Annotated in this window: 31 protein-coding genes and 2 pseudogenes; 18 read left to right on the forward strand and 15 right to left on the reverse strand. The window is 70.9% G+C overall.

What is annotated here, in order from left to right:
* Positions 1-8 precede the first annotated feature (8 nt).
* Both KUM39_RS16285 and KUM39_RS16290 read left to right on the forward strand, forming a co-directional pair.
* A complete protein-coding gene (locus KUM39_RS16285) occupies positions 9-272 on the forward strand; it encodes a CopG family transcriptional regulator (RefSeq protein ID WP_217786378.1) in 264 nt (87 codons plus the stop codon).
* Positions 269-682 carry a PIN domain-containing protein gene (locus KUM39_RS16290; protein WP_217786379.1) on the forward strand — a complete coding sequence of 138 codons (414 nt, stop codon included), beginning with the start codon at positions 269-271 and terminating at the stop codon, positions 680-682. Before KUM39_RS16285 ends, KUM39_RS16290 begins: the two co-directional genes overlap by 4 nt.
* A gap of 5 nt (positions 683-687) precedes the next feature.
* Here KUM39_RS16290 and KUM39_RS16295 read toward each other — a convergent pair whose 3' ends face one another.
* From KUM39_RS16295 to KUM39_RS16305, 3 genes are read right to left on the reverse strand one after another with little or no spacing between them, the layout of a single operon-like run.
* A complete protein-coding gene (locus tag KUM39_RS16295; protein WP_217786380.1) occupies positions 688-1,242 on the reverse strand; it encodes a GNAT family N-acetyltransferase in 555 nt (184 codons plus the stop codon).
* Between the two features lie 49 nt (positions 1,243-1,291).
* The gene (locus tag KUM39_RS16300) at positions 1,292-1,504 is read right to left on the reverse strand and encodes a hypothetical protein (protein ID WP_217786381.1); all 213 of its coding nucleotides are present in this window, start codon (positions 1,502-1,504) and stop codon (positions 1,292-1,294) included.
* Positions 1,497-1,886 (reverse strand): hypothetical protein, encoded by a 390-nt coding sequence (locus tag KUM39_RS16305; RefSeq protein WP_217786382.1) that lies wholly within the window; start codon positions 1,884-1,886, stop codon positions 1,497-1,499. Before KUM39_RS16305 ends, KUM39_RS16300 begins: the two co-directional genes overlap by 8 nt.
* Positions 1,887-2,025: 139 nt before the next feature.
* Between KUM39_RS16305 and KUM39_RS16310 the strand changes: the two are divergent.
* Positions 2,026-3,010 (forward strand): annotated as a pseudogene (locus tag KUM39_RS16310) (IS5 family transposase).
* A 316-nt stretch (positions 3,011-3,326) separates the two neighbouring features.
* Here the strand turns inward: KUM39_RS16310 and KUM39_RS16315 are convergent.
* The 6 genes and pseudogenes from KUM39_RS16315 to KUM39_RS16340 form a co-directional block, all read right to left on the reverse strand.
* On the reverse strand, positions 3,327-3,626 hold the full coding sequence (locus KUM39_RS16315) for a hypothetical protein (protein ID WP_246620242.1): 300 nt from the start codon (positions 3,624-3,626) through the stop codon (positions 3,327-3,329).
* Between the two features lie 382 nt (positions 3,627-4,008).
* Positions 4,009-4,446: pseudogene (locus KUM39_RS28220) on the reverse strand (transposase); the annotation flags it as partial.
* A gap of 120 nt (positions 4,447-4,566) precedes the next feature.
* Entirely contained in the window at positions 4,567-4,827 is a 261-nt protein-coding gene (locus KUM39_RS16325; RefSeq protein ID WP_308288149.1) for a DUF397 domain-containing protein, read from the reverse strand.
* Between the two features lie 24 nt (positions 4,828-4,851).
* Positions 4,852-5,064 carry a DUF397 domain-containing protein gene (locus KUM39_RS16330; RefSeq protein WP_217786384.1) on the reverse strand — a complete coding sequence of 71 codons (213 nt, stop codon included), beginning with the start codon at positions 5,062-5,064 and terminating at the stop codon, positions 4,852-4,854.
* A gap of 72 nt (positions 5,065-5,136) precedes the next feature.
* Positions 5,137-5,349, reverse strand: a complete 213-nt coding sequence (locus KUM39_RS16335; RefSeq protein ID WP_308288150.1) for a DUF397 domain-containing protein — start codon at positions 5,347-5,349, stop codon at positions 5,137-5,139.
* Positions 5,346-6,230 carry a helix-turn-helix domain-containing protein gene (locus KUM39_RS16340; RefSeq protein ID WP_217786385.1) on the reverse strand — a complete coding sequence of 295 codons (885 nt, stop codon included), beginning with the start codon at positions 6,228-6,230 and terminating at the stop codon, positions 5,346-5,348. Before KUM39_RS16340 ends, KUM39_RS16335 begins: the two co-directional genes overlap by 4 nt.
* A 220-nt stretch (positions 6,231-6,450) precedes the next feature.
* On the opposite strand from KUM39_RS16340, the gene KUM39_RS16345 reads away from it, so the two are divergent.
* Entirely contained in the window at positions 6,451-6,777 is a 327-nt protein-coding gene (locus tag KUM39_RS16345) for a recombinase family protein (protein WP_217786386.1), read from the forward strand.
* Positions 6,774-7,301, forward strand: a complete 528-nt coding sequence (locus KUM39_RS16350) for an ATP-binding protein (RefSeq protein WP_217786387.1) — start codon at positions 6,774-6,776, stop codon at positions 7,299-7,301. Before KUM39_RS16345 ends, KUM39_RS16350 begins: the two co-directional genes overlap by 4 nt.
* Here the strand turns inward: KUM39_RS16350 and KUM39_RS16355 are convergent.
* Positions 7,235-7,942 carry a PH domain-containing protein gene (locus KUM39_RS16355; protein WP_217786388.1) on the reverse strand — a complete coding sequence of 236 codons (708 nt, stop codon included), beginning with the start codon at positions 7,940-7,942 and terminating at the stop codon, positions 7,235-7,237. The genes KUM39_RS16350 and KUM39_RS16355 overlap by 67 nt on opposite strands.
* A gap of 196 nt (positions 7,943-8,138) precedes the next feature.
* Between KUM39_RS16355 and deoC the strand changes: the two genes are divergently transcribed.
* From deoC to KUM39_RS16370, 3 genes are read left to right on the forward strand one after another with little or no spacing between them, the layout of a single operon-like run.
* Entirely contained in the window at positions 8,139-9,131 is a 993-nt protein-coding gene (gene deoC / locus KUM39_RS16360) for a deoxyribose-phosphate aldolase (protein ID WP_217786389.1), read from the forward strand.
* Positions 9,132-9,138: 7 nt separating this feature from the next.
* A complete protein-coding gene (locus KUM39_RS16365; RefSeq protein WP_217786390.1) occupies positions 9,139-10,575 on the forward strand; it encodes an aldehyde dehydrogenase family protein in 1,437 nt (478 codons plus the stop codon).
* Positions 10,568-11,476: an aldehyde dehydrogenase family protein gene (locus KUM39_RS16370; protein WP_217786391.1), complete on the forward strand. Its 909-nt coding sequence runs from the start codon at positions 10,568-10,570 to the stop codon at positions 11,474-11,476. The genes KUM39_RS16365 and KUM39_RS16370 overlap by 8 nt, the downstream gene beginning before the upstream one ends.
* Before the next feature lie 96 nt (positions 11,477-11,572).
* Here the strand turns inward: KUM39_RS16370 and KUM39_RS16375 are convergent, their stop codons facing one another.
* Complete coding sequence (locus tag KUM39_RS16375) at positions 11,573-11,989, reverse strand: hypothetical protein (RefSeq protein ID WP_217786392.1); 417 nt, start codon at positions 11,987-11,989, stop codon at positions 11,573-11,575.
* A 127-nt stretch (positions 11,990-12,116) separates the two neighbouring features.
* Between KUM39_RS16375 and KUM39_RS16380 the strand changes: the two genes are divergently transcribed.
* Entirely contained in the window at positions 12,117-12,755 is a 639-nt protein-coding gene (locus tag KUM39_RS16380; protein ID WP_372455769.1) for a uridine kinase family protein, read from the forward strand.
* A gap of 298 nt (positions 12,756-13,053) precedes the next feature.
* Here KUM39_RS16380 and KUM39_RS16385 read toward each other — a convergent pair whose 3' ends face one another.
* On the reverse strand, positions 13,054-13,791 hold the full coding sequence (locus KUM39_RS16385) for a SigE family RNA polymerase sigma factor (RefSeq protein ID WP_217786393.1): 738 nt from the start codon (positions 13,789-13,791) through the stop codon (positions 13,054-13,056).
* Between the two features lie 278 nt (positions 13,792-14,069).
* Between KUM39_RS16385 and afsQ1 the strand changes: the two genes are divergently transcribed.
* From afsQ1 to KUM39_RS16410, 5 genes are all read left to right on the forward strand, one after another.
* Complete coding sequence (gene afsQ1 / locus KUM39_RS16390) at positions 14,070-14,747, forward strand: two-component system response regulator AfsQ1 (RefSeq protein WP_179851543.1); 678 nt, start codon at positions 14,070-14,072, stop codon at positions 14,745-14,747.
* Positions 14,744-16,393, forward strand: a complete 1,650-nt coding sequence (locus tag KUM39_RS16395) for an ATP-binding protein (protein WP_217786394.1) — start codon at positions 14,744-14,746, stop codon at positions 16,391-16,393. The genes afsQ1 and KUM39_RS16395 overlap by 4 nt, the downstream gene beginning before the upstream one ends.
* Entirely contained in the window at positions 16,390-17,019 is a 630-nt protein-coding gene (locus tag KUM39_RS16400) for a hypothetical protein (RefSeq protein ID WP_308288151.1), read from the forward strand. The genes KUM39_RS16395 and KUM39_RS16400 overlap by 4 nt, the downstream gene beginning before the upstream one ends.
* Positions 17,020-17,215: 196 nt before the next feature.
* Positions 17,216-17,845, forward strand: a complete 630-nt coding sequence (locus KUM39_RS16405; protein WP_217786395.1) for a VanZ family protein — start codon at positions 17,216-17,218, stop codon at positions 17,843-17,845.
* Between the two features lie 133 nt (positions 17,846-17,978).
* A complete protein-coding gene (locus tag KUM39_RS16410; protein ID WP_217786396.1) occupies positions 17,979-18,182 on the forward strand; it encodes a PspC domain-containing protein in 204 nt (67 codons plus the stop codon).
* A 108-nt stretch (positions 18,183-18,290) separates the two neighbouring features.
* Here the strand turns inward: KUM39_RS16410 and KUM39_RS16415 are convergent, their stop codons facing one another.
* The gene (locus KUM39_RS16415; RefSeq protein ID WP_217786397.1) at positions 18,291-18,644 is read right to left on the reverse strand and encodes an ATP-binding protein; all 354 of its coding nucleotides are present in this window, start codon (positions 18,642-18,644) and stop codon (positions 18,291-18,293) included.
* 505 nt (positions 18,645-19,149) lie between these two features.
* Here KUM39_RS16415 and KUM39_RS16420 point away from each other — a divergent pair.
* On the forward strand, positions 19,150-19,911 hold the full coding sequence (locus tag KUM39_RS16420) for a prolyl oligopeptidase family serine peptidase (protein WP_217786398.1): 762 nt from the start codon (positions 19,150-19,152) through the stop codon (positions 19,909-19,911).
* A gap of 382 nt (positions 19,912-20,293) precedes the next feature.
* Entirely contained in the window at positions 20,294-21,691 is a 1,398-nt protein-coding gene (locus KUM39_RS16425) for a S28 family serine protease (RefSeq protein ID WP_246620243.1), read from the forward strand.
* Between the two features lie 153 nt (positions 21,692-21,844).
* On the opposite strand, the gene KUM39_RS16430 is transcribed toward KUM39_RS16425, so the two are convergent.
* The gene (locus KUM39_RS16430) at positions 21,845-22,810 is read right to left on the reverse strand and encodes a LysR family transcriptional regulator (RefSeq protein ID WP_217786400.1); all 966 of its coding nucleotides are present in this window, start codon (positions 22,808-22,810) and stop codon (positions 21,845-21,847) included.
* Positions 22,811-22,874: 64 nt separating this feature from the next.
* Here KUM39_RS16430 and KUM39_RS16435 point away from each other — a divergent pair, with 64 nt between their 5' ends.
* Both KUM39_RS16435 and KUM39_RS16440 read left to right on the forward strand, forming a co-directional pair.
* Positions 22,875-24,185: an MFS transporter gene (locus KUM39_RS16435; RefSeq protein WP_217786401.1), complete on the forward strand. Its 1,311-nt coding sequence runs from the start codon at positions 22,875-22,877 to the stop codon at positions 24,183-24,185.
* Between the two features lie 128 nt (positions 24,186-24,313).
* On the forward strand, positions 24,314-25,339 hold the full coding sequence (locus KUM39_RS16440; RefSeq protein WP_217786402.1) for a sigma-70 family RNA polymerase sigma factor: 1,026 nt from the start codon (positions 24,314-24,316) through the stop codon (positions 25,337-25,339).
* On the opposite strand, the gene KUM39_RS16445 is transcribed toward KUM39_RS16440, so the two are convergent.
* Positions 25,223-25,618 (reverse strand): STAS domain-containing protein, encoded by a 396-nt coding sequence (locus KUM39_RS16445; protein ID WP_217786403.1) that lies wholly within the window; start codon positions 25,616-25,618, stop codon positions 25,223-25,225. The genes KUM39_RS16440 and KUM39_RS16445 overlap by 117 nt on opposite strands.
* Positions 25,619-25,626: the final 8 nt, after the last annotated feature.

Raw genomic sequence — 25,626 nt, forward strand, 5'->3', positions numbered from 1 at the left:
TTGGTGGCATGAGTGAGCCCACCGGCAAATACTCGATCACCATGCCCCGCGACATCGCGGAGGCCGCGAAAGCGCGCGGCGGCGCCTCCGGCCTGTCCGCCTACGTGGCCGCGGCGGTCGCCCGCCAGATCGAGCGGGACAACCTGAACGAACTCATCCAGGTCGCCGAGGCCGAACACGGTCCCGTCACGGACGAGGAGATCCAGACGCTCCGCGATCAGCTCCACCAGGCACGCCGCGACCAGGCGCGGGGCGGAGCGAACGCCGCGTGACCCGCTCACCCGCCGTCCCGGGCGGCACTCTGGTCCTGGACAGCGAAGGGCTCGCCAAGGCCGTCCTGCGCGACCGTACGGTGACCGGCTGGCTCGCCCTGGCCCGCGCCGACGACCTGCGGGTGGTCACCTCGGCGGCCACCCTCGTCGAAGTGGTCCACCCTCGGATCAACCGTCCGGCCCTGGAATGGACGCTCTCCCGCCTCGTCGTGGAACCGGTCACCGAGCCCGTCGCCCGCCACGCCGCCGCACTCCTCGCCGACGCCGGCCTCCACGGCCACAAGTACGCCATCGACGCCATACTCGGCGCCACCGCACTGTCCGCCCCTGGCCCCGTCACCCTCCTGACCTCCGACCCCGAGGACCTGATGGTCCTGTGCGACGGCCGGGTCACCGTGATCAAGGTCTGACGCCGCTACCGCTGCTCCTTGGTGATCTCGTACCGCACGCCCCCGTGTTCGGCGCCCTCGACCATCGCCATGTCTGGCGGGGTCGGGAGGGTACGGGCCAGGGTCATGCCGAGTTTCTTCATCACGTTCTGCGAGCCGAGGTTCAGGAACATCGTCTCGGCCCAGACCATGCGCACCCCGAGCTCGGTGAACGCCTTGTCCAGCAACGCCCGCGAGCCCTCGGTGGCGTACCCCTTGCCCCAGGCGGCCTGCCGCAGCCGATAACCGAGTTCGACCTCGTCCAGCGGACCTTCCGCCTCGGGACGCAGAATGAACCAACCGATGAACGCCCCGCCGTCCTTCTCCTGCGCGGCGAACAGCCCGAGATCGCCACCCCACTTCTCGTACCCGGCAAGGATGTTCGGCAAATACCGCTCACGGACGATCTCCGGCTCGGTCGGAACACCACCGCTCAGGTACCGCATCACCGCCGGATCACTGTCCAGCTCGATCAGCAACTCCGCGTCATCGGCGGTGAACCGCCGCAGCACCAGTCGCTCGGTCTCCAGATAAGTGTCCACGCCCGGATCATCCCCGACACGGCCCGAACACCCCAGCGATTTTCTCCGTTCAGGGAGCGTCGAGTACTGCTTCCGGGATGTACGGCGTGAGCGTCTCGGCGATGCGGCTGCGCAGCCCGGTGCGGTCATCGATCCAGGTGAGCCACGGCACCGGTAGGCACAGCCAGGCCAGACCGGCAGCGACGCGGACCTCGCACTGTCGTCCGGAATCCGGCCACAGGTCATGGGTCGCTCCGACTGCTCCCGCGAGGCGGTCAGGCATCAGGGTCAACTTCGGGATGCGTGAAGCGCACCGGCTTGCCGAGCGACCGGGCATACGCGATTTCACTTCGGGTGCTGTCTCCGACGTAGCCGCCGACTACGAGCACCTCGTCAGCGAGCCGGATCTTCGCCCGGTGCAGCTCATCGAGTCGAACCTTCAACGCCTCGGCCTCGCCGGGATCGGACCAGAGTTCGTGCGGCGCCTTCATGTCACAGCCCGGCTTGACGACGATCTTCCCGGCTTCGGTCTCCCGCAGATCGGCGTCGTTCATCTCGGCCATGAAACGGGTGGAGCCGCAGATCACGACGATGCGAGGAAGCCCCAACAGCTCCTTCGCCTGGACGAGTTGCGCCTCGGGGGCAAGCGGCTGCGGGTACGACACTGGTCCTCCTGGCGGTGTGATCCAAGGGCGCTGACTACGGAGACGAAGCCGAGGCTGTCCTAGGTCCTGTCTGGAGTTTGGATCACGAGTTCGGTAGATCGCCTGCGCGGTGAGGTCTGCTCTTGATAGATCGTCAGTCATGGCGCGAGGCGATCTCACCGACGAGCAGTGGGCCTTGATCGAGCCCCATCTCCCGATTGCTGCGGTCGGGCCCATCCCCGACCTCCGGAAACATTTCAACGCGGTGATGTGGCGCTTCCGCACGGGCAGCTCTGGCGCGACCTGCCGAACGAATTCGGGCCCTGGCAGAGCACTTACGACCGCTTCCGCATCTGGGTGGGGCAGGGCACCTTCCAGCAGCTGATGGAGGCGTTGATCGCCGAGGCAGCCGCGCGCGGTGAGATCGACATGGGCCTGGTCAGCGTGGACTCCGCGACGTCTCGGGCCCACCACCACGCCGCCGGGATGATCCTCGACGCGGAGCAGTTGACGGCCCTGGAGGCGGCCGTCGAGTCTGAAAAGGGGGCGCCCCGAAGGAACAAGAGCCGCGAGAGGGGCAATCCGACGCTGGCGGGCGGGCTGAACGGCGCCGGACCCGCCGACGGCACCACGCCCGCTTAAAGGCTGCCGAACTGGGGCGTTCCCGGGGCGGTTTGACCAGCAAAATCCACCTTGCGGCAGACCGGCGCTGCCGCCCGCTGGCGTTCGTCCTCACACCCGGACAGGCCGGCGACAGCCCGCAGTTCATCCCGGTCCTGGAACGGATCACGGTGCGCGGGCCGGTCGGACGCCCGAGGACCCGGCCGGACGCGGTGGCCGCCGACAAGGCGTACTCCTCCCGCCGCAACCGCCGCTACCTGCGGAAACGAGGGATCCGCGGGGTGATCCCGGAAAAGGTGGACCAGGCCGCCAACCGCAAGAAGCGCGGCTCACGCGGCGGCCGCCCCGTCAGCCACAACGCAGACTTGTACACCGAACGCAACACCGTGGAGCGGTGCATCAACCGCCTGCGGAACTGGCGCGGCATAGCGACCCGCTTCGACAAGACCCCGCACAGCTACGAAGCCGGGCTCCACCTGTGCGGTGCGATGCTCTGGCTCCGCAGTATCGCAACGCACTCATGATCAAACTCCAGACAGGACCTAGCTCGTCCTGTGCCGGAACGACGCGGACACCCTCGGGACGAAACTCCGAACAGCTTGCCCTCGAACGGCGCCCTGATCGAGTCCACGATCGGCCTGTTCAAAACGGAACTGATCAAGCCTCAGCGGTCCTGGAAGACACTCTCCCAGGTCGAGTTGGCCACCGCCGAGTTGATCGACTGGTACATTCACCGCCCATTCCACGGCGAGATGGGGCACATCCCGGCCGACTCGCATGGGGCAGCGCTCATGCCCTCCGACCAGCTCCCCGCAGAGCAGTCAGTGTTGTCTCGCCCCATCACCCGGCAGGCTTGATACGCAGGGTAGCCACCTTGTCGTGGACCTCGACGATCTGCAGGCTCATGGTGTCGTTGATGGTCGCAGCAGGCCCCTTGTCGCACATCAACGTCACGCCGCCGCCACCTCCGGACGACACGGCACTGCCACCGGAACAGCCCGAAATACTAGCGTCCGACCCCGTCAGAGACGCGACCATCTCTACTCTGACACCAGTGATCGCCGTGACCTTGATCGGCCCAAGCCCATACGTCTTCGGCACTGTCACGACATCCCCCACGCCGACCTTGATCTCACACACCCCATCAGCACAGGGCCCGGTCGCCGAAGGCGACGGACTGACCGTCCCTACCGACTCGGACGCAGATCCCCCAGAGGCAGACCCACTTGGCCGCCCCGGAGCAGGCGACCCACCCGCGGAACTCGAGGAACACGATACGAGCGCGGCCAACGCGAACCCGAAGAAGACAGCGGCAACCCCACCAGCCAATCCACCCCTACGCCTACCATTCACACCCCTGTCCACCATGTGAATCTCAGAGCAGGCGCTCCCGGCAACGAATGGCACACGGTAGCCGTCAACCTGCGCGAAATGATCACAAACGACTTGATGGCTCTTACCCATAACCCCAAGCTATCTTCCACACCCCAACTCCTGCTATCTGATCGGGAATTCATGGGGTTCACCCGTCGATGACGTAGCGGACGTGCCGGGCTATGAAGTAGCTGGTGATCACGTGGGGCTGACGCTGTCGATGGTGGAAGAACCTGCGGGTTTCGGCTGCGAGTTCGTGCTGGTTCTGACCCGGTGGGTGTGGGGCGGGCTGCGTCTGAGGTCGGAGTTGACCAGCTCGTCGGGGGTTCAGCTCGGGTGAGTACGACGGCAGGAAATGCAGCTCCATCTCGTCGGTGTGGTCGGTGAGCCAGGCCCGGACAGCCTTCGAGCGGTGGGCTGAGTGCCGGTCCACGATCAGGCGCACCTTCCGGTCGAAGTGACCGGCGAGCCGGGCCAGGAAGCGGCACATGACCTGTGCGTCGGAAGTGCCGGTGAAGACCATGAAGTGCATCCGGCCCTTCGCGCTGATCGCGGACATCGCGTTCACGGAGAACCGGTTCCCGGTGCGGCGGACGCCCGGAGTCCGTCCCCGTTCGCCCCAGGTGCGGCCGGTGACCTGGTCCGCGCATCCCCCACCAGATCACTCACGTACCGCCAAACAAGCCTCAACACAAAGCGTTTCGGATCAATGGAACCCCGTGAACTCCTCGCCCAACAGGCCACCTTGAAAGGCCACCCACCCGAGACGGCTGACAAGGAGAGCGGAACCGTCACCGCTCTCCTTGCTGTCACGTATCCCTACGGTGCCGTCACCGAGGAAGGCGACCTCGACACACTCGGCCTGGCCATTACTGTGACTGCTCTTACGCCACACGGCACCTGTCAGATCAACACTCTTCACTGACCCAGCTCCCTCACTGCTAGCTAGCGCGAATCGGTGACTCACAGGTGCCGCGCAGACATACGGCTCCTAGAGCCCAGTGAACCCATCGTCCAACAGGCCGCCTTGGAAAGCAGCCCACTCACGACGCGTGAAGAGCAGAGCCGACCCGTTGTCACCGTCCTTGCTGTCACGCATACCCACGGTGCCGTTGCCGAGGAACGCGACCTCGACACACTGAGCGTTGTTCTGGGAACGGCTGGACTTACGCCACACGGCACCTGTCAGATCGGCGCTGTTCATATGTTCAGCTCCCTCACTGTTTCCTTGATCGGAATCGGTGGCTTCCAGGCGCCGCGCAGGACCAGGCGATACCTAGAGACCCGTGAACCCATCGTCCAGCAGACCGCCTTGGAAAGCGACCCACTCACGGCGGGTAACGAGGAGAGCCGAACCGGTGCCGTTCTCCTTGCTGTCACGCATGCCTACGCGGCCGTCGTTCATGAACGCGACCTCAACACAGTTGGCGTCGCCATTGCTGCGGCTGCTCTTGCGCCAGACCGCGTCTGTCAGGTCGGCACTCTTCACTTGGTCAGCTCCCTCGCTGCTTGCTTGAGGAGACTCGTGCTACCTGCTTCATCAAGCGCAGAGCCCCAGATGGACGTGAACGCGCTTTCGTAGCGTTCGACTTCGTTGGGTTTGTCGAGGTAGAGCGCCCCGGTGAAACCCTCCACGTAGACCGTGGGCGGCTCCGCATTCCGGCCGTTGCCATCCGACGGGAAGTGCAGTGTGACGAACGGGCCGGACATGAGCCCTTCATGCAGACCAGCGGCATACGGGACAACGCGAATCGAGACGCTGTCCAGCTCGTTCAAGTAAACCAGGTGCGCAAGTTGCTCTGCCATGACCTCAACGCCACCCACTGGGCGTCGCAAAACAGCCTCGTTCAGCACCACGTCCACCTTGGGAGGAGCGGTCACGCGTCTGAGCAAGGCTTGCCGAGTCACACGCACGTGGACGCGTCGCTCCACCTCGGCATCATTCCGTTCAGGCTTCGACCGCTTGATGAGGGCACGCGCATAGTCGGGAGTCTGAAACAAGCCGGGAACGAGTTCAGCCTCGTACCAGGACAGCCGTTCCGCCGCCTCCTCCAGCCCGATGTACAGGTCGAAGCCCTCGGGGATCACGTCGCCGTAGGCGTGCCACCAGCCTCGGTTCTTGGTCTCCTTGGCGAGACCCATCAGACCCTTGGTCAGTTCGGCGTCCGCGCCGTACACCTTGCACATCGCCTCGACGTCGAGGCTGCGCAGCGACACCTGGCCGGTCTCGATGCGCCAGATCTTGGGCTCGGACCATTCCAACTGCTTCGCGGCGGCACGCACGGTCAGCCGTGAGGCGTTCCGCAAATCGCGCAGGTGGCGGCCGAGTTGCCGTCGGGGAACCGTCGAACCAGTCGTTGCGCCACTCACGGGCGGCCCACCTTCCTTCACCACGGATACCTCTTGCACCCGGAATGTAGTAGCCGAAGGTTACGACCCGCAATGTCGTACCTTTTTTCGAGCACTTCGGAGCGATTACTTAAAAAAGTAGTCTTGCATTGCAGAGTCTTACGGTGCTTCACTCGTCACTCCAGAGAACGCGGCGATCACGCCGTGTGAACTCCGGCGCGGTGAGGGGGTACGGGAAGCGATGAAACCGCTGATCTTCGGCTACATGCGGGTCCCCGACGACATGAGCGACGCGGAGGCCAGGAAGACGCAGGACGAGTTGGACGCCTACGCGGAGACGAACGGCTACCAACTGGCCACCGTGTTCCACGAGTACGTACCGGGATCGCAGTCCGCGTTCACGGAACTGGTGGACGCCGTGCGGCACGCCGAGGCCACGCACGTGATCGTGCCGTCGTACCGGGAGCTCGCACTCAACCGGTCGCTCCAGGACGCGATGCTGACCCACCTCTCACACGCCACCGGCGCGGAGGTCGTCAGCCTGGACGACCTGGACGGGCGCTCATGACGACGGACCGTAGGCCGCCGTACCGGCCGCAGGACACCCGGAGCCACGACCGGTTGACTCTGGCCGCCGTGCCCGAGGCGGTCGCGGCGGCACGCGACTTCGTACGGCTCGCCCTGCGCAAGTGGCAGCCCCTGTCCGCGGAGGACGACGCCTTACTCGTCGCCTCGGAGCTGGTGACCAACGCCGTCACGGCCACGAGGCGAGCGGGGCCGGGATCAGAAGGTCCCGCACTGATCGCCGTACGGCTGACCACCCTCCGGGACAGCCTCGTCATCGGGGTGCGGGACGCCTCGGACCACGCCCCCGCCCCCAGGACCCCCGACGCCGGGGACGAGAACGGGCGCGGGCTGTTGCTCGTACGGCTGCTGGCGCGGGACTGGGGAGTCCACCGGGAGACGGGCGGCGGCAAGACCGTCTGGGCCAAGCTGATGATCGGCCCAGAAGCGCAGAGTCCCGCTCACCCCACCGCGAACAGCACCACCAGCAGGACAGCCCCCACAATCGCCGGGATCAGAACCTCGTAGGCCCAGCGGACGCCGATCTCGCCCTGGGCGGCGTCGGAGTGGCCGCGGCGTTCGAGGGCGTCGCGGAGGTCGTCCATCGCGCGGTCGCTCTCGGGGCGGAAGGCGTCGTCGGGGGCGTCGGGGTGGTGCTGGTCGCCCAGGCCACGCCCGCCGCCGAGCAGGCCGCCGCCCAGCAGACCCCCGGAGGACCGCAGCGCGCGGGACGCCCCGGCTTCGGCGCGGGCCTGGCGGCGGGTGGCCCTCTTGCGGCCACGGAGGGAGACCGGGAGGGCCCAGAGTTGGTACTTGGCGCCCGCGTGCGTGACGACCTCGTTGGAGAAGCCGCTGCGGAGCAGCGCGACCTGCCCCCACGGCAGCGTGATCAGGCGGAACGGGTTGCGGATGCGCAGCCGCTCGTCGTTGGTCTGGACAGCCGGGCGGAGCGTGAAGGCGATCACCAGCGGCACGGCGAGGATCATCCCGGCCAGCGCCAGCCACGGCGTGCGCCCGGCTCCCCGGAACAGGGCGTCGATGCCCAGCCAGCAGATGATCACGAGCAGCAGCAGGCCACCCGCGATGCCCTTGGACGAGCGGTACACGCGGTCCTTGGCGGCGGGCTCCGCCGGCTGGGGCGCGGGCGAGGGGTGGTCCGGGGTCGTCATGCTCCCGATTCTGCCCGACCCCCGCCGGGACACCTTCACGTGCCCCTTATCCAAACCCCCCGGGGCCGCACCGCCCGACACCCGCCAGAGCCTCCTCCCGGGCCCCACCCCGACCAGTCCCACCACCCACACCCCACCATTTCCCCACCCACCCCTATACAGCCGCTACGCGCGTAGATATGCTCACGTGGTGACCATGCCCACCACTGCATCCGCATCTCCCGGAGCCGGGCCCGCGCCAGACCGCGCGGGTGGAGCCCCCTTCGCCGATGTCGCCTCGTCCGGCAGCACGCTGCGCCGCTTCCTGCATGGGTTGCCCGGGGTGGACGCGGTCGGGCTGGAGGCCCGTGCCGCCGCGCTCGGGACCCGCTCGATCAAGACCACCGCCAAGGCGTACGCCATCGACCTGGCCATCTCGATGGTCGATCTGACGACGCTGGAGGGCGCGGACACGCCGGGCAAGGTCCGGGCGCTGGGCGCGAAGGCGGTGCACCCGGACCCGACGGACCGTACGGCGCCGACCACGGCGGCCGTCTGCGTGTACCCGGACATGGTGGCCGCCGCCAAGGCGGCCGTCGCCGGGTCCGGCGTCAAGGTCGCCTCCGTCGCCACCGCCTTCCCGGCCGGGCGTGCCGCGCTCGGTGTGAAGCTGGCCGACGTGCGCGACGCGGTCGAGGCGGGCGCGGACGAGATCGACATGGTCATCGACCGGGGCGCGTTCCTCGCGGGCGACTACCTCAAGGTGTACGACGAGATCACCGCCGTGAAGGCGGCCTGCGGGGACGCCCGGCTGAAGGTGATCTTCGAGACCGGCGAGCTGTCCACGTACGACAACATCCGCCGGGCGAGCTGGCTGGGCATGCTGGCGGGCGCGGACTTCATCAAGACGTCCACCGGCAAGGTCGCGGTGAACGCGACCCCCGCCAACACGCTGCTGATGCTGGAGGCGGTGCGCGACTTCCGCGCGCAGACCGGCGTCCAGGTCGGCGTGAAGCCCGCCGGTGGCATCCGCACCACGAAGGACGCCGTGAAGTTCCTGGTCCTGGTCAACGAGACCGCGGGCGGGGACTGGCTGGACAACCACTGGTTCCGCTTCGGCGCCTCCTCGCTGCTGAACGACCTGCTGATGCAGCGTCAGAAGCTGGCCACCGGCCGTTACTCCGGCCCCGACTACGTGACGGTGGACTGACATCACCATGACTTCCGCATTCGAGTACGCACCGGCGCCCGAGTCCCGCTCGGTCGTGGACATCGCCCCCTCCTACGGCCTGTTCATCGACGGCGAGTTCACCGACGCGGCCGATGGCAAGGTCTTCAAGACCGTCTCCCCCAGCACCGAGGAGGTGCTGTCCGAGGTCGCGCGGGCGGGCGCCGAGGACGTGGACCGCGCGGTCGCCGCGGCCCGCAGGGCGTTCACCTCGTGGTCGGCGCTGCCCGGCTCCGAGCGGGCCAAGTACCTGTTCCGCATCGCCCGGATCGTGCAGGAGCGCAGCCGCGAACTGGCCGTCCTGGAGACACTGGACAACGGCAAGCCGATCAAGGAGACCCGCGACGCGGACCTCCCGCTGGTCGCCGCGCACTTCTTCTACTACGCGGGCTGGGCGGACAAGCTCGGCCATGCCGGGTTCGGTGCCGATCCCAAGCCGCTGGGCGTCGCCGGGCAGGTCATCCCGTGGAACTTCCCGCTGCTGATGCTGGCGTGGAAGATCGCCCCGGCGCTGGCCGCGGGCAACACGGTGGTGCTGAAGCCCGCCGAGACGACCCCGCTCTCCGCGCTGTTCTTCGCCGACATCTGCCGCCAGGCCGGTCTGCCGAAGGGTGTCGTCAACATCCTGCCGGGCTACGGCGACGCGGGCGCCGCGCTGGTCGCGCACCCGGGCGTGAACAAGGTCGCGTTCACCGGTTCGACGGCGGTCGGCAAGGAGATCGCGCGGACCGTCGCGGGCACGGACAAGAAGGTCACCCTCGAACTGGGCGGCAAGGGCGCGAACATCGTCTTCGACGACGCGCCGATCGACCAGGCCGTCGAGGGCATCGTCACCGGCATCTTCTTCAACCAGGGCCAGGTGTGCTGCGCGGGCAGCCGTCTGCTGGTGCAGGAGTCGATCCACGACGAGCTGCTGGACTCGCTGAAGCGGCGGCTGTCCACGCTGCGGCTGGGCGACCCGCTGGACAAGAACACCGACATCGGCGCGATCAACTCCGCCGAGCAGCTGGCCCGGATCAGCGCGCTGGCCGACCAGGGCGAGGCGGAGGGCGCCGAGCGCTGGTCGCCCGCGTGCGAACTGCCGTCCGCCGGTTACTGGTTCGCGCCGACGCTGTTCACGAACGTCACGCAGGCGCACACCGTCGCGCGGGACGAGATCTTCGGCCCGGTGCTGTCCGTGCTGACCTTCCGCACCCCGGACGAGGCCGTCGCCAAGGCCAACAACACCCAGTACGGCCTGTCGGCGGGCATCTGGACCGAGAAGGGCTCCCGAATCCTGGCCGTGGCGAGCAGGCTGCGCGCCGGTGTCGTCTGGTCCAACACGTTCAACAAGTTCGACCCGACCTCGCCGTTCGGCGGGTACAAGGAGTCGGGCTTCGGCCGCGAGGGCGGTCGGCACGGCCTGGAGGCGTACCTCGATGTCTAAAGAGTCAACCGGTGCCGCCGCGGGCCGCCTGAGCGTCTTCAAGACCTACAAGCTGTACGTCGGCGGGAAGTTCCCGCGTTCCGAGAGCGGCCGGGTGTACGAGGTGACGGACTCGAAGGGCCAGTGGCTGGCCAACGCCCCGCAGTCCTCCCGCAAGGACGCGCGGGACGCGGTCGTCGCCGCCCGCAAGGCGTTCGGCGGCTGGTCCGGCACCACGGCCTACAACAGGGGCCAGGTGCTGTACCGGGTCGCGGAGATGCTGGAGGGCCGCCGCGAGCAGTTCGTGCGCGAGGTCGCCGAGGCCGAGGGCCTGTCGAAGTCCCGGGCGGCGGCCGTGGTGGACGCCACCGTGGACCGCTGGGTCTGGTACGCGGGCTGGACCGACAAGATCGCCCAGGTGATCGGCGGCGCCAACCCGGTCGCGGGCCCGTACTTCAACCTGTCCTCCCCGGAGCCGACCGGCGTCGTCGCCGTGCTGGCCCCGCAGGAGTCGTCGTTCCTGGGCCTGATCTCGGTGCTCGCCCCGGTGATCGCCACGGGCAACACGGCGGTCGTGATCGCCTCCGAGCGGTCCCCGCTGCCCGCGCTGTCCCTCGGTGAGGTGCTGGCCACCTCCGACGTGCCCGGCGGCGTGGTCAACGTGCTGTCCGGCCGTACGGCGGAGATCGCGGCGCCGCTCGCCGCGCACCAGGACGTCAACGCGATCGACCTCGCGGGCGCCGACGAGGCGCTGGCGAAGGAGCTGGAGATCGCGGCGGCGGACAACCTCAAGCGCGTACTGCGTCCACAGCCTGTGGATTTCGCCGCGACTCCGGGCATCGACCGGATGACGGCGTTCCTGGAGACCAAGACCGTCTGGCACCCCACGGGTTCGCTGGGCGCCTCCGGCTCCGCCTACTGAGCCACTGCACGCACCACGGCCGCGCCGTCCCCGTACCCGAGGGGGCGGCGCGGCCGTGTCGTGGGCGCCATCAAGTCCCGTACGGCGACGGGGTGTTCAGGCCTGGTGGGCGGCGCTGCCGAGAAGGCCGGTGACGGAACCGACCACCGGCATGGCACCGAGCGAGGTCGCCTGGGCGACCGGTGCGGTGAGCATCCGGGTGCCCAGCGGCTTGAAGTCGGCGACCTGGGTGCCGACGCCGTTGTCCAGCGGGTCCACGCCGGTGCCCGCGAGCGGGTTGGGCTTGAGACCGGCCACGGGACCGGTGACGTAGCCGACGGTGCCGGTGAGGACGGTGAGGCCCGCCTGCGGGTTCACGTTGCCGAGCGAGGTGGGGTGCCAGGGCACCTCCAGCACCGGCGCGGGCGCCGCGTGCGCCGTGGCCGCGCCCGCCCCGAGCGCCGCTCCGGCGGACGCGAGCGCGACGAGGACGCGGCGCGCGGTGGGGTGCGGGGAGGAAGAGTGTCGGGCCATCGGGGGTGCCACCTTCTGGTGCGCAGGGTAAGGGACTCGACACGTAGGGTAGTTGACGTGTGATGCGCGCTCCAAAGCCGACCCGCGGGGTCGGCAGGACGCCTCCCATGCGTCAAACTGGTGTTCCGTGAGCATTCATCCGCCGTCCCCCGCCCGCGTCGTGCTGCTGTGCGGCCCCTCGGGTTCGGGCAAGTCCCTCGTCGCCGCCCGTTCCGGGCTGCCCGTGCTGCGTCTCGACGACTTCTACAAGGAGGGCGACGACCCGACCCTGCCCCTGGTGGACGGGAGTTCCGACATCGACTGGGACCACCCCGAGTCCTGGGACGCGGAGGTCGCCGTCGCCGCCATCGGCAGACTCTGCGCGGGCGGTACGACCCCGGTGCCGGTCTACGACATCTCGCTGAGCGCCCGCACCGGCGAGGAGACGCTGGACATCGGCCGTACGCCGCTGTTCATAGCGGAGGGCATCTTCGCGGCCGAGATCGTGGACCGCTGCCGTGAACTCGGGCTGCTGGCCGACGCGTTGTGCTTGCGGCGCGGCCCGGTCACCACCTTCCGGCGCCGGTTCCTGCGCGACCTCAAGGAGGGCCGCAAGTCGGTGCCGTTCCTGCTGCGGCGCGGCTGGCGGCTGATGCGCGCCGAGCGGTCGATCGTGAACCGCCAGGTCGCGCTGGGCGCCCACCCCTGCGACCGGGACGAAGCCCTCGGCCGTCTGGCCACGGCCGCGGTGGCGGGGCGTGCGCCACGGGAGCGTACGGCGTCGTAACGGGCGGGGTAGTGGCGGGCAGTGTCGTGGCGGGCGCTGTCGTGGCGCGTTCCGGGAACGGCGGAACGGGACGGCAGGGCCCCCCGGCCCGACCGTCCCGCTCCTGGTGGTGCTCCCCCCGTTTTCCCCCGTGTCCCGGAGCCCCCACGGCTCCGGTTCTCCCCCGTGTCCCGGAGCCCCCACGACTCCGGTTTCCCCCCGTTCCGGAGCCCCCCGGCCTCCGGACTTCCCCCGTGCTGCCGGTGGGACCGCCCCCCAGCGGTCCCACCGTGCTCCCCCGTTCCCCCCCCGGGGACCTTCAGGCGACAAGTTCGCCGAAGGCGTCCTCCTCGTCACGGCCGAAGCTGAGGACCTCGTCCTCGCGCAGCCGGCGGAGCGACCGCCAGATGCTGGACTTCACCGTGCCGACACTGATGTCGAGGATCTCCGCGATCTCCGGGTCCGTACGGCCCTCGTAGTAGCGCAGGACCAGCATGGTGCGCTGGAGTTCGGGCAGCCGGGTCAGCGCCTGCCACAGCACCGCGCGCAGCTCCGTGCCGCGCATGGCGTCCGTGTCACCGGCCGTCTCGGGCAGTTCCTCGGTCGGGTACTCGTTGAGCTTGCGGCGCCGCCAGGCGCTGATGTGCAGGTTGGTCATGGTGCGGCGCAGATAGCCGCCGACCGCCGCCTTGTCGCTGATCCGGTCCCACGCCCGGTAGGTCGAGAACAGCGCGCTCTGCAGCAGGTCCTCGGCCTCGTGGCGGTCGCCGGTCAGGTGGTAGGCGGTCGCGTACAGGGAGGCGCGGCGCTCCTGGACGTAGGCGGTGAACTCCGCCTCCGTCAGCGAGCGACGCTCCCCCGTGCCCTCCCCGTACGCGGTTCCCCCGTGCGTTTCCCCCGTGTGCGCGTCAACCACCGTCATGAACCCGGTGTGCTGACGCCCGGCGCCGCGAGCGCACCCCCGCGGGCCTGCGGCGCCGGACTTCTCCGGACCCCGGTTCACGTCGTGCAGACGCGTGACCACTGCGGTGGTGCTGATGCCGTGCAGCGTGTTCATCTCGCGCTCCCCGTCGTGGTTGGCCGGTGTCCGTGGTGCTGTGTGGTGCTCGGTGTCGCTCGGCGGTGCCCGTCGCTTCGTGTGCCGCCGGGCGCCGCTTCCCTGCCTGTGCCGAAAATCCTGCCGACCGACCTTCATCGCCATGTCCGCCGACTGTCACAGACGTGTCACAGGGGTCGGGCCGCTGGGGTGTCACCCGGCGTGACCGCGTGAGGACGATGGAGAGGTCTGGTGCCCGCAGGTCGTCCCGGAGCGGGTGCATGGGCCAGAATGAGCCCGTGCCTTCCCTGTTGCTGATCGAGGACGACGACGCCATCCGTACGGCCCTGGAGCTCTCCCTGACCCGCCAGGGCCACCGGGTCGCCACCGCTGCCAGCGGTGAGGACGGTCTGAAGCTGCTGCGCGAGCAGCGGCCGGACCTGATCGTGCTGGACGTGATGCTGCCCGGCATCGACGGGTTCGAGGTGTGCCGGCGCATCCGGCGCACGGACCAGTTGCCGATCATCCTGCTGACCGCCCGCAACGACGACATCGACGTGGTCGTCGGCCTGGAGTCCGGCGCCGACGACTACGTGGTCAAGCCCGTCCAGGGCCGGGTGCTGGACGCCCGTATCCGGGCCGTGCTGCGGCGCGGGGAGCGGGAGTCCAGCGACTCCGCGGCCTTCGGCAGCCTGGTCATCGACCGCTCCGCGATGACGGTGACCAAGAACGGTGAGGATCTCCAGCTCACCCCGACCGAGCTGCGGCTGCTGCTGGAGCTGAGCCGCAGGCCCGGACAGGCGCTGTCCCGGCAGCAGTTGCTGCGGCTGGTGTGGGAGCACGACTATCTGGGCGACTCGCGTCTGGTGGACGCGTGCGTGCAGCGGCTGCGCGCCAAGGTGGAGGACGTGCCCTCGTCCCCGACCCTGATCCGTACCGTCCGGGGTGTCGGCTACCGCCTGGACGCGCCTCAGTGACCGAGGCACGGGGGGGACCGCGCGGCTGGGCCGCGCGGCGCACGGGAAGTCTGTCGCGGCTGCGGTTCACCAGTCTGCGGCTGCGCCTGGTCGTGGTGTTCGGCCTGGTCGCGCTGACGGCGGCGGTGTCCGCGTCCGGCATCGCCTACTGGCTCAACCGGGAGGCGGTGCTGACCCGCGCCCAGGACGCGGTGCTGCGCGACTTCCAGCAGGAGATGCAGAACCGCGCGGGCGCGCTGCCCGCCGAACCCTCACAGGACGAACTCCAGCGTGCCGCCATGCAGATGGCGGGGAGCAGCCAGCGGTTCAGCGTCCTGCTCGTCTCCCCCGGCACCAACGGCCGTACGCTGTACGGCACTTCGGGCGGCATCAACGGCTTCGCGCTGGAGGACGTACCCGCCTCGCTGCGCCGCGCGGTGGCGAGGCGGCAGCCGGTCGGCGGGGTCAACAAGGCGCCGTATCACCTGTATTGGCAGCGGGTGGACGACCACGGGACGCCGTTCCTGGTCGCGGGCACGCGGCTGATCGGCGGCGGGCCGACCGGTTACATGGAGAAGTCGCTGGAGCCGGAGGCGAAGGACCTCAACTCCCTTGCCTGGTCGCTGGGGATCGCCACCGGGCTGGCGCTGATCGGCTCCGCGCTGCTCGCGCAGGCCGCCGCGACGACCGTGCTGAAGCCGGTGCACCGGCTCGGAGTGGCCGCCCGGCGGCTCGGCGAGGGTCGGCTCGACACCCGGTTGCAGGTGTCCGGCACCGATGAACTCGCCGATCTGTCACGGACGTTCAACAAGGCGGCCGAGGCACTGGAGAAACGGGTCGCGGACATGGCGGCGCGTGACGAGTCCTCCCGGCGGTTCGTGGCCGACATGTCGCACGAGCTGCGCACCCCGCTGACCGCGATCACCGCCGTCACGGAGGTGCTGGAGGAGGAACTCGACGCCGGGGCGGGCAGCATCGACCCGATGATCGAGCCCGCCGTACGGCTGGTGGTCAGCGAGACCCGGCGGCTGAACGACCTGGTGGAGAACCTGATGGAGGTCACCCGCTTCGACGCGGGCACCGCCCGGCTGGTGCTGGACGACGTGGACATCGCGGACCAGATCACCGCGTGCATCGACGCCCGCGCCTGGCTGGACGCGGTCGAACTCGACGCCGAGCGCGGCATCCACGCCCGTCTCGACCCGCGCCGCCTGGACGTCATCCTGGCCAACCTGATCGGCAACGCCCTCAAGCACGGCGGCTCCCCGGTGCGGGTCGCGGTGCGGATCGACGGGGACGATCTGGTCGTCGCCGTGCGCGACGGCGGCCCCGGCATCCCCGAGGACGTCCTCCCGCACGTCTTCGACCGCTTCTACAAGGCCAGTGCCTCCCGGCCGCGTTCGGAGGGCAGCGGGCTCGGCCTCTCCATCGCTATGGAGAACGCCCACATTCACGGGGGCGGAATCAATGCCGCCAACTCCCCCGAGGGCGGAGCGGTGTTCACGCTGCGGCTGCCTCGGGACGTGTCGCGCACGGGGGAGCCGGAGGCGCCGGACGCGGTGGACGAGGTGGACGAGGAGGGGGTGGGCTCGGGGGCGGATGCCGACGCGGGCCCGAACTCAGGCTCCGGCTCCGGGACTTCGGGTGCCGGAAAGGGGGAGGCGTGACCGGGCGGAGTGTGCGCGGGTTGCGCGGCGGGGTGGCCGTGGCGCTGCTCGCGGTGGCGCTCGCCGGGTGCGGTATCCGGCCGACGAAGGTACCGACCGACTTCGGCCCGGCGCCCTCGCGGGTGCCGTGCTCGCTGTCCGGGTCGGACACGGCGGCGCAGTCCGGGCACGGGGTGCCGGTGCGGGTGTTCCTGCTGTGCGGGGCGTCCCTGGTGGCCGTGGACCGGACCGTGACCGTGCCCGAGGGCACACCGGACGCGCGGCGCCGGGCGATCGTCGCACAGGGGCTGCTGGACCAGCTCGCGGCGGCGCCCTCGGCGGCGGAGCGCGCGGCGGGCTACACGACGTACGTACCGGGCGGCCTGGCCGTGGCGACCCCGGGCCCGCGGGCGTCCCGGGACCCGGAGGAGACGCTGCGACTGAGCAGCGCACCGTCCCGGCTGCCCGGCTACGCCCTCGCCCAACTGGTCTGCACGCTCTCCGACTCGGCGGCGGCCGAGGGCGACGGCTCGGTCGTCCTGGCCGGACCGGGCACCGACCCGCTGCGGCGGTACGAGTGCACGGAGGACGTACGCACCAGTCCGGGCGCGGAGCAGCCGCCGTCCAGCGCGGTGCCGGAGAACTGAGCGGTCTCCGGCGGGCGTTCGCGGGTGCGGATGCGGGTGCTGGTGCGGGTGCCCCGGAGCGTGGGTGTGACGGCGCGCGGGTGTGACGGAGCGCGGGCAGGTGGGGCGTGATCGCGGGCGGGTGTGGCGGACGCCTCACCCGTGAGCGGGGGGTGGTGGCGGAACCGATGGCGCGGGCGTGGGCGTCTAGGGGGGCGTGCAGCGTCAAGGCTCCATCGGCGGCAGCGCCGCGATCCGTATCCGGGTGGCCGGGGGTGTTCTCCTCGTCGCCCATCTCACCGTCGTCGCCTGGCTGATGCTGCGGCCCCTGAACGTCCCCTGGGTGGCTCCCGCCAATCTGACGCCCCTGGCGGGCATCCGCGCCGATCTCTCGCTGGGCTGGCCCGAGGCGGCCCGGCGGCTCGGGGAGGGGCTCGCGCTGCTGGCGCCGCTGGGGGTGCTGCTGCCCGCCGCGCACGGCAGGACGGACGCCTCGCCGCTCGGCTCACTGATCCGTACGGCGGCTGCGGGCACCCTGGTCTCACTGGGCATCGCGCTGTTGCAGACGGGCGTGCCGGGGCGGGTCGTGGACGTGGACTCGGTGCTGCTGAACACGGCCGGGGTGGTCGTGGCGCATCTGGCGGTGGTCCCCTCGACGCGGGCGCGGCTGCGGCGGCTCGGCGCGGGGCACCCCGACCCCGAGGGGTCGTCCGGGGAGGAGAATCCCCGGGCCGGGGCCCTCGGCCCCCTCGCGGACCGGCCGTACGGGGCCGGTCGGATCACCGTCGTGGACGATGTCCCCCAGGGGCGGACCCCGACGATTCCCAGGGTCGGTATCGCCCCTTAGAGGGATGCTTCCTCCCTGTTCGCCTCCGTACCGTATGAGGAGTCGGGGGCACTGTCCGGTGACCCGGCCCGAGGGGCGTACGACACGGGACGCGTGTCCCGGTGTCCGAGCCGACGACGACGGAGGAGCCGAGATGACCGCCCTTGCCCGACCCACCCACGGCCGCGTGATCGGCGGCGTCTGCGCCGCACTGGCCCGGCGCTTCGGTACGTCCGCGACGACGATGCGGATCGTGTTCGTGCTGTCCTGCCTGCTGCCCGGCCCGCAGTTCGTGGTCTACATAGCGCTGTGGCTGCTGCTGCCGTCGGAGGAGAAGGCGCGGGCGAGTGCCTGGTGAGGGGGCGCGGGCCCGGGTGTGGTCGGGCGGTGTCCGGACGCGCGGAAACCGCCGACGCGCTTCCGGGGGTGTGGGAGCGCGCCGACGGTGTCTGGGGGGAGGGGTGCGTCAGCCGAGCGGGATGCCGTTGACCGGGACACCGTGGGTGGGCAGGCCCTTGAGCGGGAGCCCGCCGAGCAGACCGCCGACCGGGGCGGTGGGGCCGTCCGCGAGGACCTTCTGCACCGCGGGCTGCGCGGCGGCCATACCGGCGCCCACGGCGCCCTGACCCTGGGTGAGCGCCTCACCGGTGCCCGGCAGCGCGTGGGCGAGGTTCTCCGCCGGGAGCGTCCTGGTGACGGTGTCGAGGGCGTGCGTCGCGTCCGGGACGGCCGGGGCCGCGTTGGCAGCGCCCGCGCCGACGGCGGCGAAGGCGGCACCGAGCGCGGCGACACCGAGGGTCTTGCCAGCAGACTGCTTCATGGTGAATGCGTCCTTGAATACGGAGACGGGTGATCACGAACGATCCGAGCGGTCCACGACCGTAAACACGCCTCCCCACCCCGAGCAAACACCGAAATGCGGACGCCTTGTGAATACGCGTCCGGATTCCGTATCGGAATTCGGACCCCAACTCCCCGGCCAGGTGGGTCTTTTCGCAGGTCAGACGGACACGTCGGCACGGCCATTCGCCCATCGGCACGCCTCGTCGGGGCCCGGTCACGTCAGGGATCGGTCGCGCTGTTTCATCGAAAGGAATGAACGCTGTTCTCATCGCATTGACGGAGAAGTTTGCGAGAGCGTTCGAGTGCGGGGCGAACGCGTCGCCGGGGAAGGGGGATTGGTCCGGCGCCGGGGTGGGGTGCGGTGTCCCTGCCGGGCAGGGGGGACGGGTCCGACGGGTCCGACGGGCCCTCCGGGGTGTCGATACGGAACGGTGACCGGCACGGCAGGTTTGGTGTGTCCGTGGTTCTGCCACTGTTCTGTCATGGGACAGCAAGCGACGACGCTGCGGACGGCCGGACTGGGAAGGGCGGTCGGCGCTGAGCCGACGGCGGTCAACGGGGCGGTGCTGCTGCTTCCGCGCGGCGAGGAGGTCTCCGCCCGGCGGCCCTCGCTGTTCCGGGGTACGCCGCTGGTCCGCGCCCTCGGCCGGGGGCTCGCCCGCGCGGGCCGGGCCGAGGGGCTCGCGGTGCACGCCGTCCAGTACCGCTACCGGGGCTGGAACGGCAGCGAGGCGCATCCGGCGGCGGACGCCGAGTGGGCCGCCGACGAGGTGCTGCGGCGCTACGGCGATGTCCCGGTCTGCCTGATCGGTGTCGGCGTCGGCGGCCGGGCCGCACTCCGGGCGGGTGGGCACGAGGCCGTCAACTCCGTGGTGGCGCTCGCTCCTTGGCTGCCGGAGGAGGACATGGCGGCGCCGGTGGAGCCAGTACGGCAGCTGACCGGGCGCCGGGTGCTGATCGTGCACGGCACCAATGACGAACGTACCGATCCGGAGCTGTCGTTCCGGCTGGCGGAGCGGGCGAAGAAGGCCAACCGGGAGGTGTGCCGGTTCGAAGTGCACTCCGACGGCCACGGGATGCACCAGCACCGCGACGAAGTGGTCAGCCTGTCCGTGGACTTCGCCCTCGGCGCCCTCTTCGGCACCCCCGTGTCCCGCCCCGTCGAGGACGCCCTCGCCGCTCCCCCGCCCATCGGCCTGCGCATGCCGCTGGCGGCGGGCTTCGGGAAGTCGCTGCGGCGGTAGGGGGCGGAGTCAGCGGAGTTGGCACGGGGGGGGCGACGGTCGGCGCGGGGCGGCACAGGTCGCCACGGGGATCAGCACAAGCGGGCACGGAATCGGCGCAAGCGGGCACGGAGTCGGCACGGGTGGGCACGGAGTCGGCACGGGTCGGCCCCCGGGCCTCAATCCCCTTTCCCTGGCCCACTGTTCCTGGCTTCTCTCCCTCCCCCTCTTTCCCCCGCCCGGCTCCGGCTTCTCCCCCGCACGGGGGAGACGAACCCCCTGTGTGGGGGATCTCCCGGCGGTGTCCGGCGGCTGTACTGGAGTGGTCAGCCAGTCAGGACGAGACCGGCGCCGCGTCCCTCGGACGGATGCGGTCGGGGGCCGGGGAGGGACCGGGATGCACATGTGGACGAGGCGAAACCTGCTGACCTCGGCGGTGACGGCCCTGTCGGCGGCGACAGCGGTGACGGCAGGCGGTGCCGCAGCCGCCGCCGCGACGGGAATGCCGGCGCGGGTGGGTTCCGGTGCGCGGGGGTCGGGTGGCGGGGACATCGCGGCGGCGCTGGCCGCGCTGCCGGGGCTGCGGATCATCGAGGAACGGGAGGGCGCCGAGCCCGGGTACCGGTTCTTCGTCCTGGGGCTGCGCCAGCCCATCGACCACACCGGCCGCACCCCCGGCACCTTCGAGCAGCGCCTGACCCTGCTGCACACCTCGCGCGACCGGCCGACGGTGCTGTTCTCCACCGGGTACGCGGCGACGCTGTCACCGCGCCGGTCCGAACCGGCGGTGCTGCTGGGGGCGAACCAGCTCCAGGTGGAGCACCGGTACTTCGGGGATTCGGTCCCGCCGGGCACGGGGTTCGCGCATCTGACCGTCCGCCAGGCCGCCGACGACCATCACCGTGTGGTCCGGCTGTTCCGGGGGCTGTATCCCGGCGGCTGGGTCTCCACGGGCAGCAGTAAGGGCGGCATGGTGAGCGTGTATCACCGCCGTTTCCATCCGCACGACGTGGACGGCACGGTCGCGTACTCGGCGCCGGACAACGTGGACGACCGGGACGACTCGGCGTATCTGCGGTTCCTGGAGACCGTGGGCACCCCGGATATCCGCGAGGCGCTGCGCGACGTGCAGCGGCAGGCGCTGGCCCTGCGGACGGAGCTGGTCGCGCGGTATGCGGACCGCGCGTCCGCAGACGGCACCGGATTCCGCATCGTCGGCAGCGCGGACCGGGCATTCGAAGCGGCCGTACTGCGGGCGCCGTTCATGTTCTGGCAGCGCGGCAACCCCGGTGACGCCGCCGGCATACCGGGCCCGGCGGCGAGCGCCGACGCGCTCTACACCTGGCTGGACCGCGTCACCGGACTGAACCTCTACACGGACGCCGTCGCGCGGGACTTCATCCCGTATTTCTACCAACTGGGCACGGAAATGGGGTACTTCGATGTGGCCACCGATTATCTCGCCGGGCTGCTGCGGTATCCGGGGGTGACCGAGCCCCGGAGTTTCGTCCCGCGTGACATACCGATGCGGTTCGACCGGGACGCGATGCCCGACATCGACCACTGGGTACGACGGCACGGCAGCGGGACGCTGTTCGTCAACGGCGGCCAGGACCCGGCCGTGGCCGAGCACTTCCGGCCCGGCCCACGCGACTCCCGGCTGCTGTGGGCGCCGGAGGCCAACCACGGGGTCGCCCTCTCCGACCTGACCGAGCCCGACCGGACGGAGGCCCTGGAGATGCTCGCCCAGTGGGGCGGGGTGACAGCGCTTCCCGGAGCGGGCGCGCGCGGGATCGGCTAGCGCTGCGGCCCGGAATGGCCTGGCGGGAGACACACGGCGGGGCCGGAAAGAGAGGCGGTCGGAGAGCGCTGAAGAGAGGAAGTGAAAGGGAAACAGGGAGAAGGGATGCGCTGGAAGCGGAGCAGGGAGAAGAGAGGTGGTGAATGAGAGTCGCTAGCCGGGCAGGAGGTGGTCGCGGCGGGAGAGGAGGAAGTTCTTGAAGGCGGCGACCGGCGGGGTGTCGGGGTGTCCCGCGAGCCAGGCGACGCCGATCTCGCGGGCGGCCTTCGGGGCGGTGACGTGGAGTTCGGTGACGCCGGGGCGGGGCACGGCCGGGGGTGGCAGCAGGGCTACGCCGAGACCGGCCGCGACCAGGCCGCGCAGGGTCTCGGCCTCCTCGCCCTCGAAGGCGATGCGCGGGGTGAATCCGGCCTCGCGGCAGAGGGCGTCGGTGATGCGGCGCAGGCCGTAGCCGGGTTCCAGGGTGACGAAGGTCTCGTCGGCGGCCTCCGCGAGCCGGACCCGGCGGCGCCCGGCCAGCCGGTGGTCGGCGGGCACGACGAGGTCGATGCGCTGCTCGTCGAGGCGCCGGGCCACCAGATCGGGCGCGTCGGGCACGGGTGAGGTGAGACACAGGTCGAGGCGGCCCGCGCGCAGCCCCTCCAGCATCGCCTCGCCGTGGTTCTGGACCAGGCCGAAGCGGACGCCGGGGTGGTCGGCGCGGAAGGCGTGCAGCAGACCGGGGACGGTCTCGGCGCCCATCGTGTGCAGGAAGCCGAAGGCGACCCTGCCGGTGGCCGGGTCGGCGTCGGCCCTGACCTCCTCGGCGGCCCGCTCCACCTCGGCGAGGGCGCGTTCGACGGCGGCGAGGAAGGTGCGCCCGGCCGGAGTGAGGGAGACGGTGCGGCCGTGCCGGGCGAACAGGCTCACGCCGAGGTCCTGCTCCAGCCGGACCAGGGCCCGCGACAGGGTGGACTGCGGGACGTTCATCGCATGGGCGGCGCGGGTGACGTGTTCGGTGCGGGCCACTCCGGCGAAGTGGGCGAGCCGGGGAGCGAGCAGGAGTGCCATGTCGTCCGGGTCACCGAAGGACGGCGGCCGGGACGGCGGCTGCGCCGGTGAGCTGTGCTGATGCGGCATGGGATCGATTATGGCGATTCCGTGCATTGGACGGATGAGAGGAGTGGTGCCTAGCGTCGGGGACATGCCTGCCGCTGCCAGTGCCGCCAGTACCGGGGCGTCCTCGGACGTCAACGCCGACGCCGACGCGCGGCTGACTCCGGGCGGGCCCGGCTACCGCCGGATGAGCCTCGCGCTGTTTCTCGCCGGGGTGGCCACCTTCGCGCTGCTGTACTCCACCCAGGCGCTGCTGCCGCTGATCTCCGACGAGTACCGGGTGTCGGCGGGCGACGCGAGCTGGACCGTGGCGGCGGCGACCGGCGGACTGGCCCTGTTCGTGCTGCCGATGAGCGCGCTGTCGGAGCGGTTCGGGCGGCGCACGGTGATGACGGCCTCGCTGGCGGTCGCGGTGGGCGTCGGGCTGCTGGTGCCGTTCGCGCCCTCGCTGGGGACGCTGGTGGTGCTGCGGGCGGTGCAGGGCGCGGCGCTGGCCGGGCTGCCCGCGTCGGCGACGGCGTATCTGGCGGAGGAGGTCCGGCCGAAGGCGCTGGTCACGGCGATCGGGCTGTTCGTGGCGGGCAACAGCGTCGGTGGGATGAGCGGCCGTCTGATCACCGGCTGGGTCGCGCAGGAGTGGGGCTGGCGTACGGCGGTCGGGGTGATCGGCGCGGTCGCGGTGCTGTGCGCGGTGGCGTTCCGGCTGCTGCTGCCGGTGCCGACGCACTTCACGGCCGGTTCGCTGCGGCCACGGGTGCTGCTGGGGACCGTACGGGACCATCTGTCGAACCCGTTGCTGCGGCGGCTGTACGCGATCGGCGCGCTGTTCATGACGGTGTTCGGCGGGGCGTACACGGTGATCGGCTACCGGCTGACGCAGGCGCCGTACGGGCTGCCGCAGGGCGTGATCGGCTCGGTGTTCCTGGTGTACCTGGTGGGGACGGTGTCCGCGTCCAGCGCCGGGCGGCTGGTGGGCCGGGTGGGGCGGCGGGGCGCGCTGTATCTGGCGGGCGGCACCACGGCCGCCGGGCTGCTGGTCACCCTGGCGACTCCGCTGCCGCTGGTGCTGCTGGGGCTGGTGCTGATCACGGCCGGGTTCTTCGCCGGGCACGCGGTCGCCTCGTCGGCGGTCGGCCACACCGCACGGCACGGCCGCGCGCAGGCCGCCGCGCTGTACCAGTCGGCGTACTACATCGGCTCCAGCGTGGGCAGCACGGTCGGCGCGACGGCGTTCCACGCGGCGGGCTGGAAGGGCACGGTCGCGGTCGGGCTGCTGGCGATGCTGGGCGTCGGGGCGATCACCCTGCTCGGTACGCGGGCGGCCCGCTCGGCGGCGGCCGGGGCCGGTGTCCGCGACCGCGACCTCGGCGGCGAGCCGTCGGGGCAGGTCTCCCCCTGACCGGAAAGCACCCGCGCCGAGCCGCTGTTCTCCCGACTCGGGGGGCCGTTGTCGGTGGGCTGCGGTAGCTTCCGGAGTGACTGGGGCGCGACGGCGCGCGGACAGACGGTCACAGGGGTGGGTGGGCGATGGGCGACAGCACGGCGACGGCGGATCTGGACGTCGCACTGGAGAAGTACCGCACGGAGCTGACCGGGTACTGCTACCGGATGCTCGGGTCCTCGTTCGAGGCCGAGGACGCGGTGCAGGACACCCTGGTGCGGGCGTGGCGCGCGTACGACAGGTTCGAGGGGCGCTCCAGTCTCCGTTCGTGGCTGTACCGCATCGCCACCAACGTGTGCCTGGACATGCTGACGGCGGGCAACAGGCGGGCACGGCCGATGGACCTGTCCGAGGCGACGCCGCTGGCCAAGGTGGCGTTGGCGCCCCGGCCGGACAACACCTGGCTGGAACCGGTGCCGGACGCGCGGGTGCTTCCCGCCCCGCAGGACCCGGCGGAGGCGGCCGTCGCCAAGGAGTCGATCCGGCTGGCGTTCATGGCCGCGCTCCAGCAGCTCCCGCCCAAGCAGCGGGCGGTGCTCATCCTGCGCGAGGTGCTGGCCTGGCGGGCGAGCGAGGTCGCGGAGCTGCTGGACACCTCGGTGGCGAGCGTGAACAGCGCGCTCCAGCGGGCGCGGGCCACCCTCGCGGAGCGTGCCGAGCAGGCCGGGCGGGACAACGCGCCGGGCGCGGTGTCGGACCCGCTGGACGAGGAGCAGCAGCGGCTGCTGGAACGCTATGTGAAGGCGTTCGAGGGGTACGACATGACGGCGCTGACCGCGATCCTGCACGAGGACGCGATCATGACGATGCCGCCGTTCGACCTGTGGCTGCGCGGCCCGCGGGACATCACCGGGTTCATGACGACGGTGGGCGCGTCCTGCGCCGGTTCCCGGCTGCTGCCGGTGGAGGTCAACGGGCTGCCCGGCTTCGCGCACTACAAACCCGACCCGGAGCAGGGCGGTTTCAGCCCGTGGGCGGTGCAGGCGCTGGAGATCTCAGCGGGCCGGATCACCGGTTTCCACTGCTTCCTGGACACCGCGCGGTGGTTCCCGCTGTTCGGGCTGCCGCTCCGTCTGGAAGCGGAGCCCGGTCAGGTCGAGCAGGGAGCGTAGGGCGGGTCCGGCGCCCCGGAGGCGGATCCGTCCGCCGGTGCGGCGGGCGGTGAGGTCCAGCCGGGCGAGCAGGTCCACGGCGGCGAGGCCGGGCGGTCCGATCCCGCTCACGTCGCAGACGACGACGGCGCACCGGCCGTCCGCGAGCAGCGCCCGCACCCGGTCGCACAGCGCCGCCCGCTCGTCCCGGCGGGCGGGTCCGGCGGGTTCCGCGAGCACGATCACGGGCGGTGTCTCGGCATCCACGAGCGGTAGACCGCCGGGGCGACGGCAACTCATCGGCCCCG

Source organism: Streptomyces corallincola (genome assembly GCF_019104725.1).
GTDB lineage: Bacteria > Actinomycetota > Actinomycetes > Streptomycetales > Streptomycetaceae > Streptomyces > Streptomyces corallincola.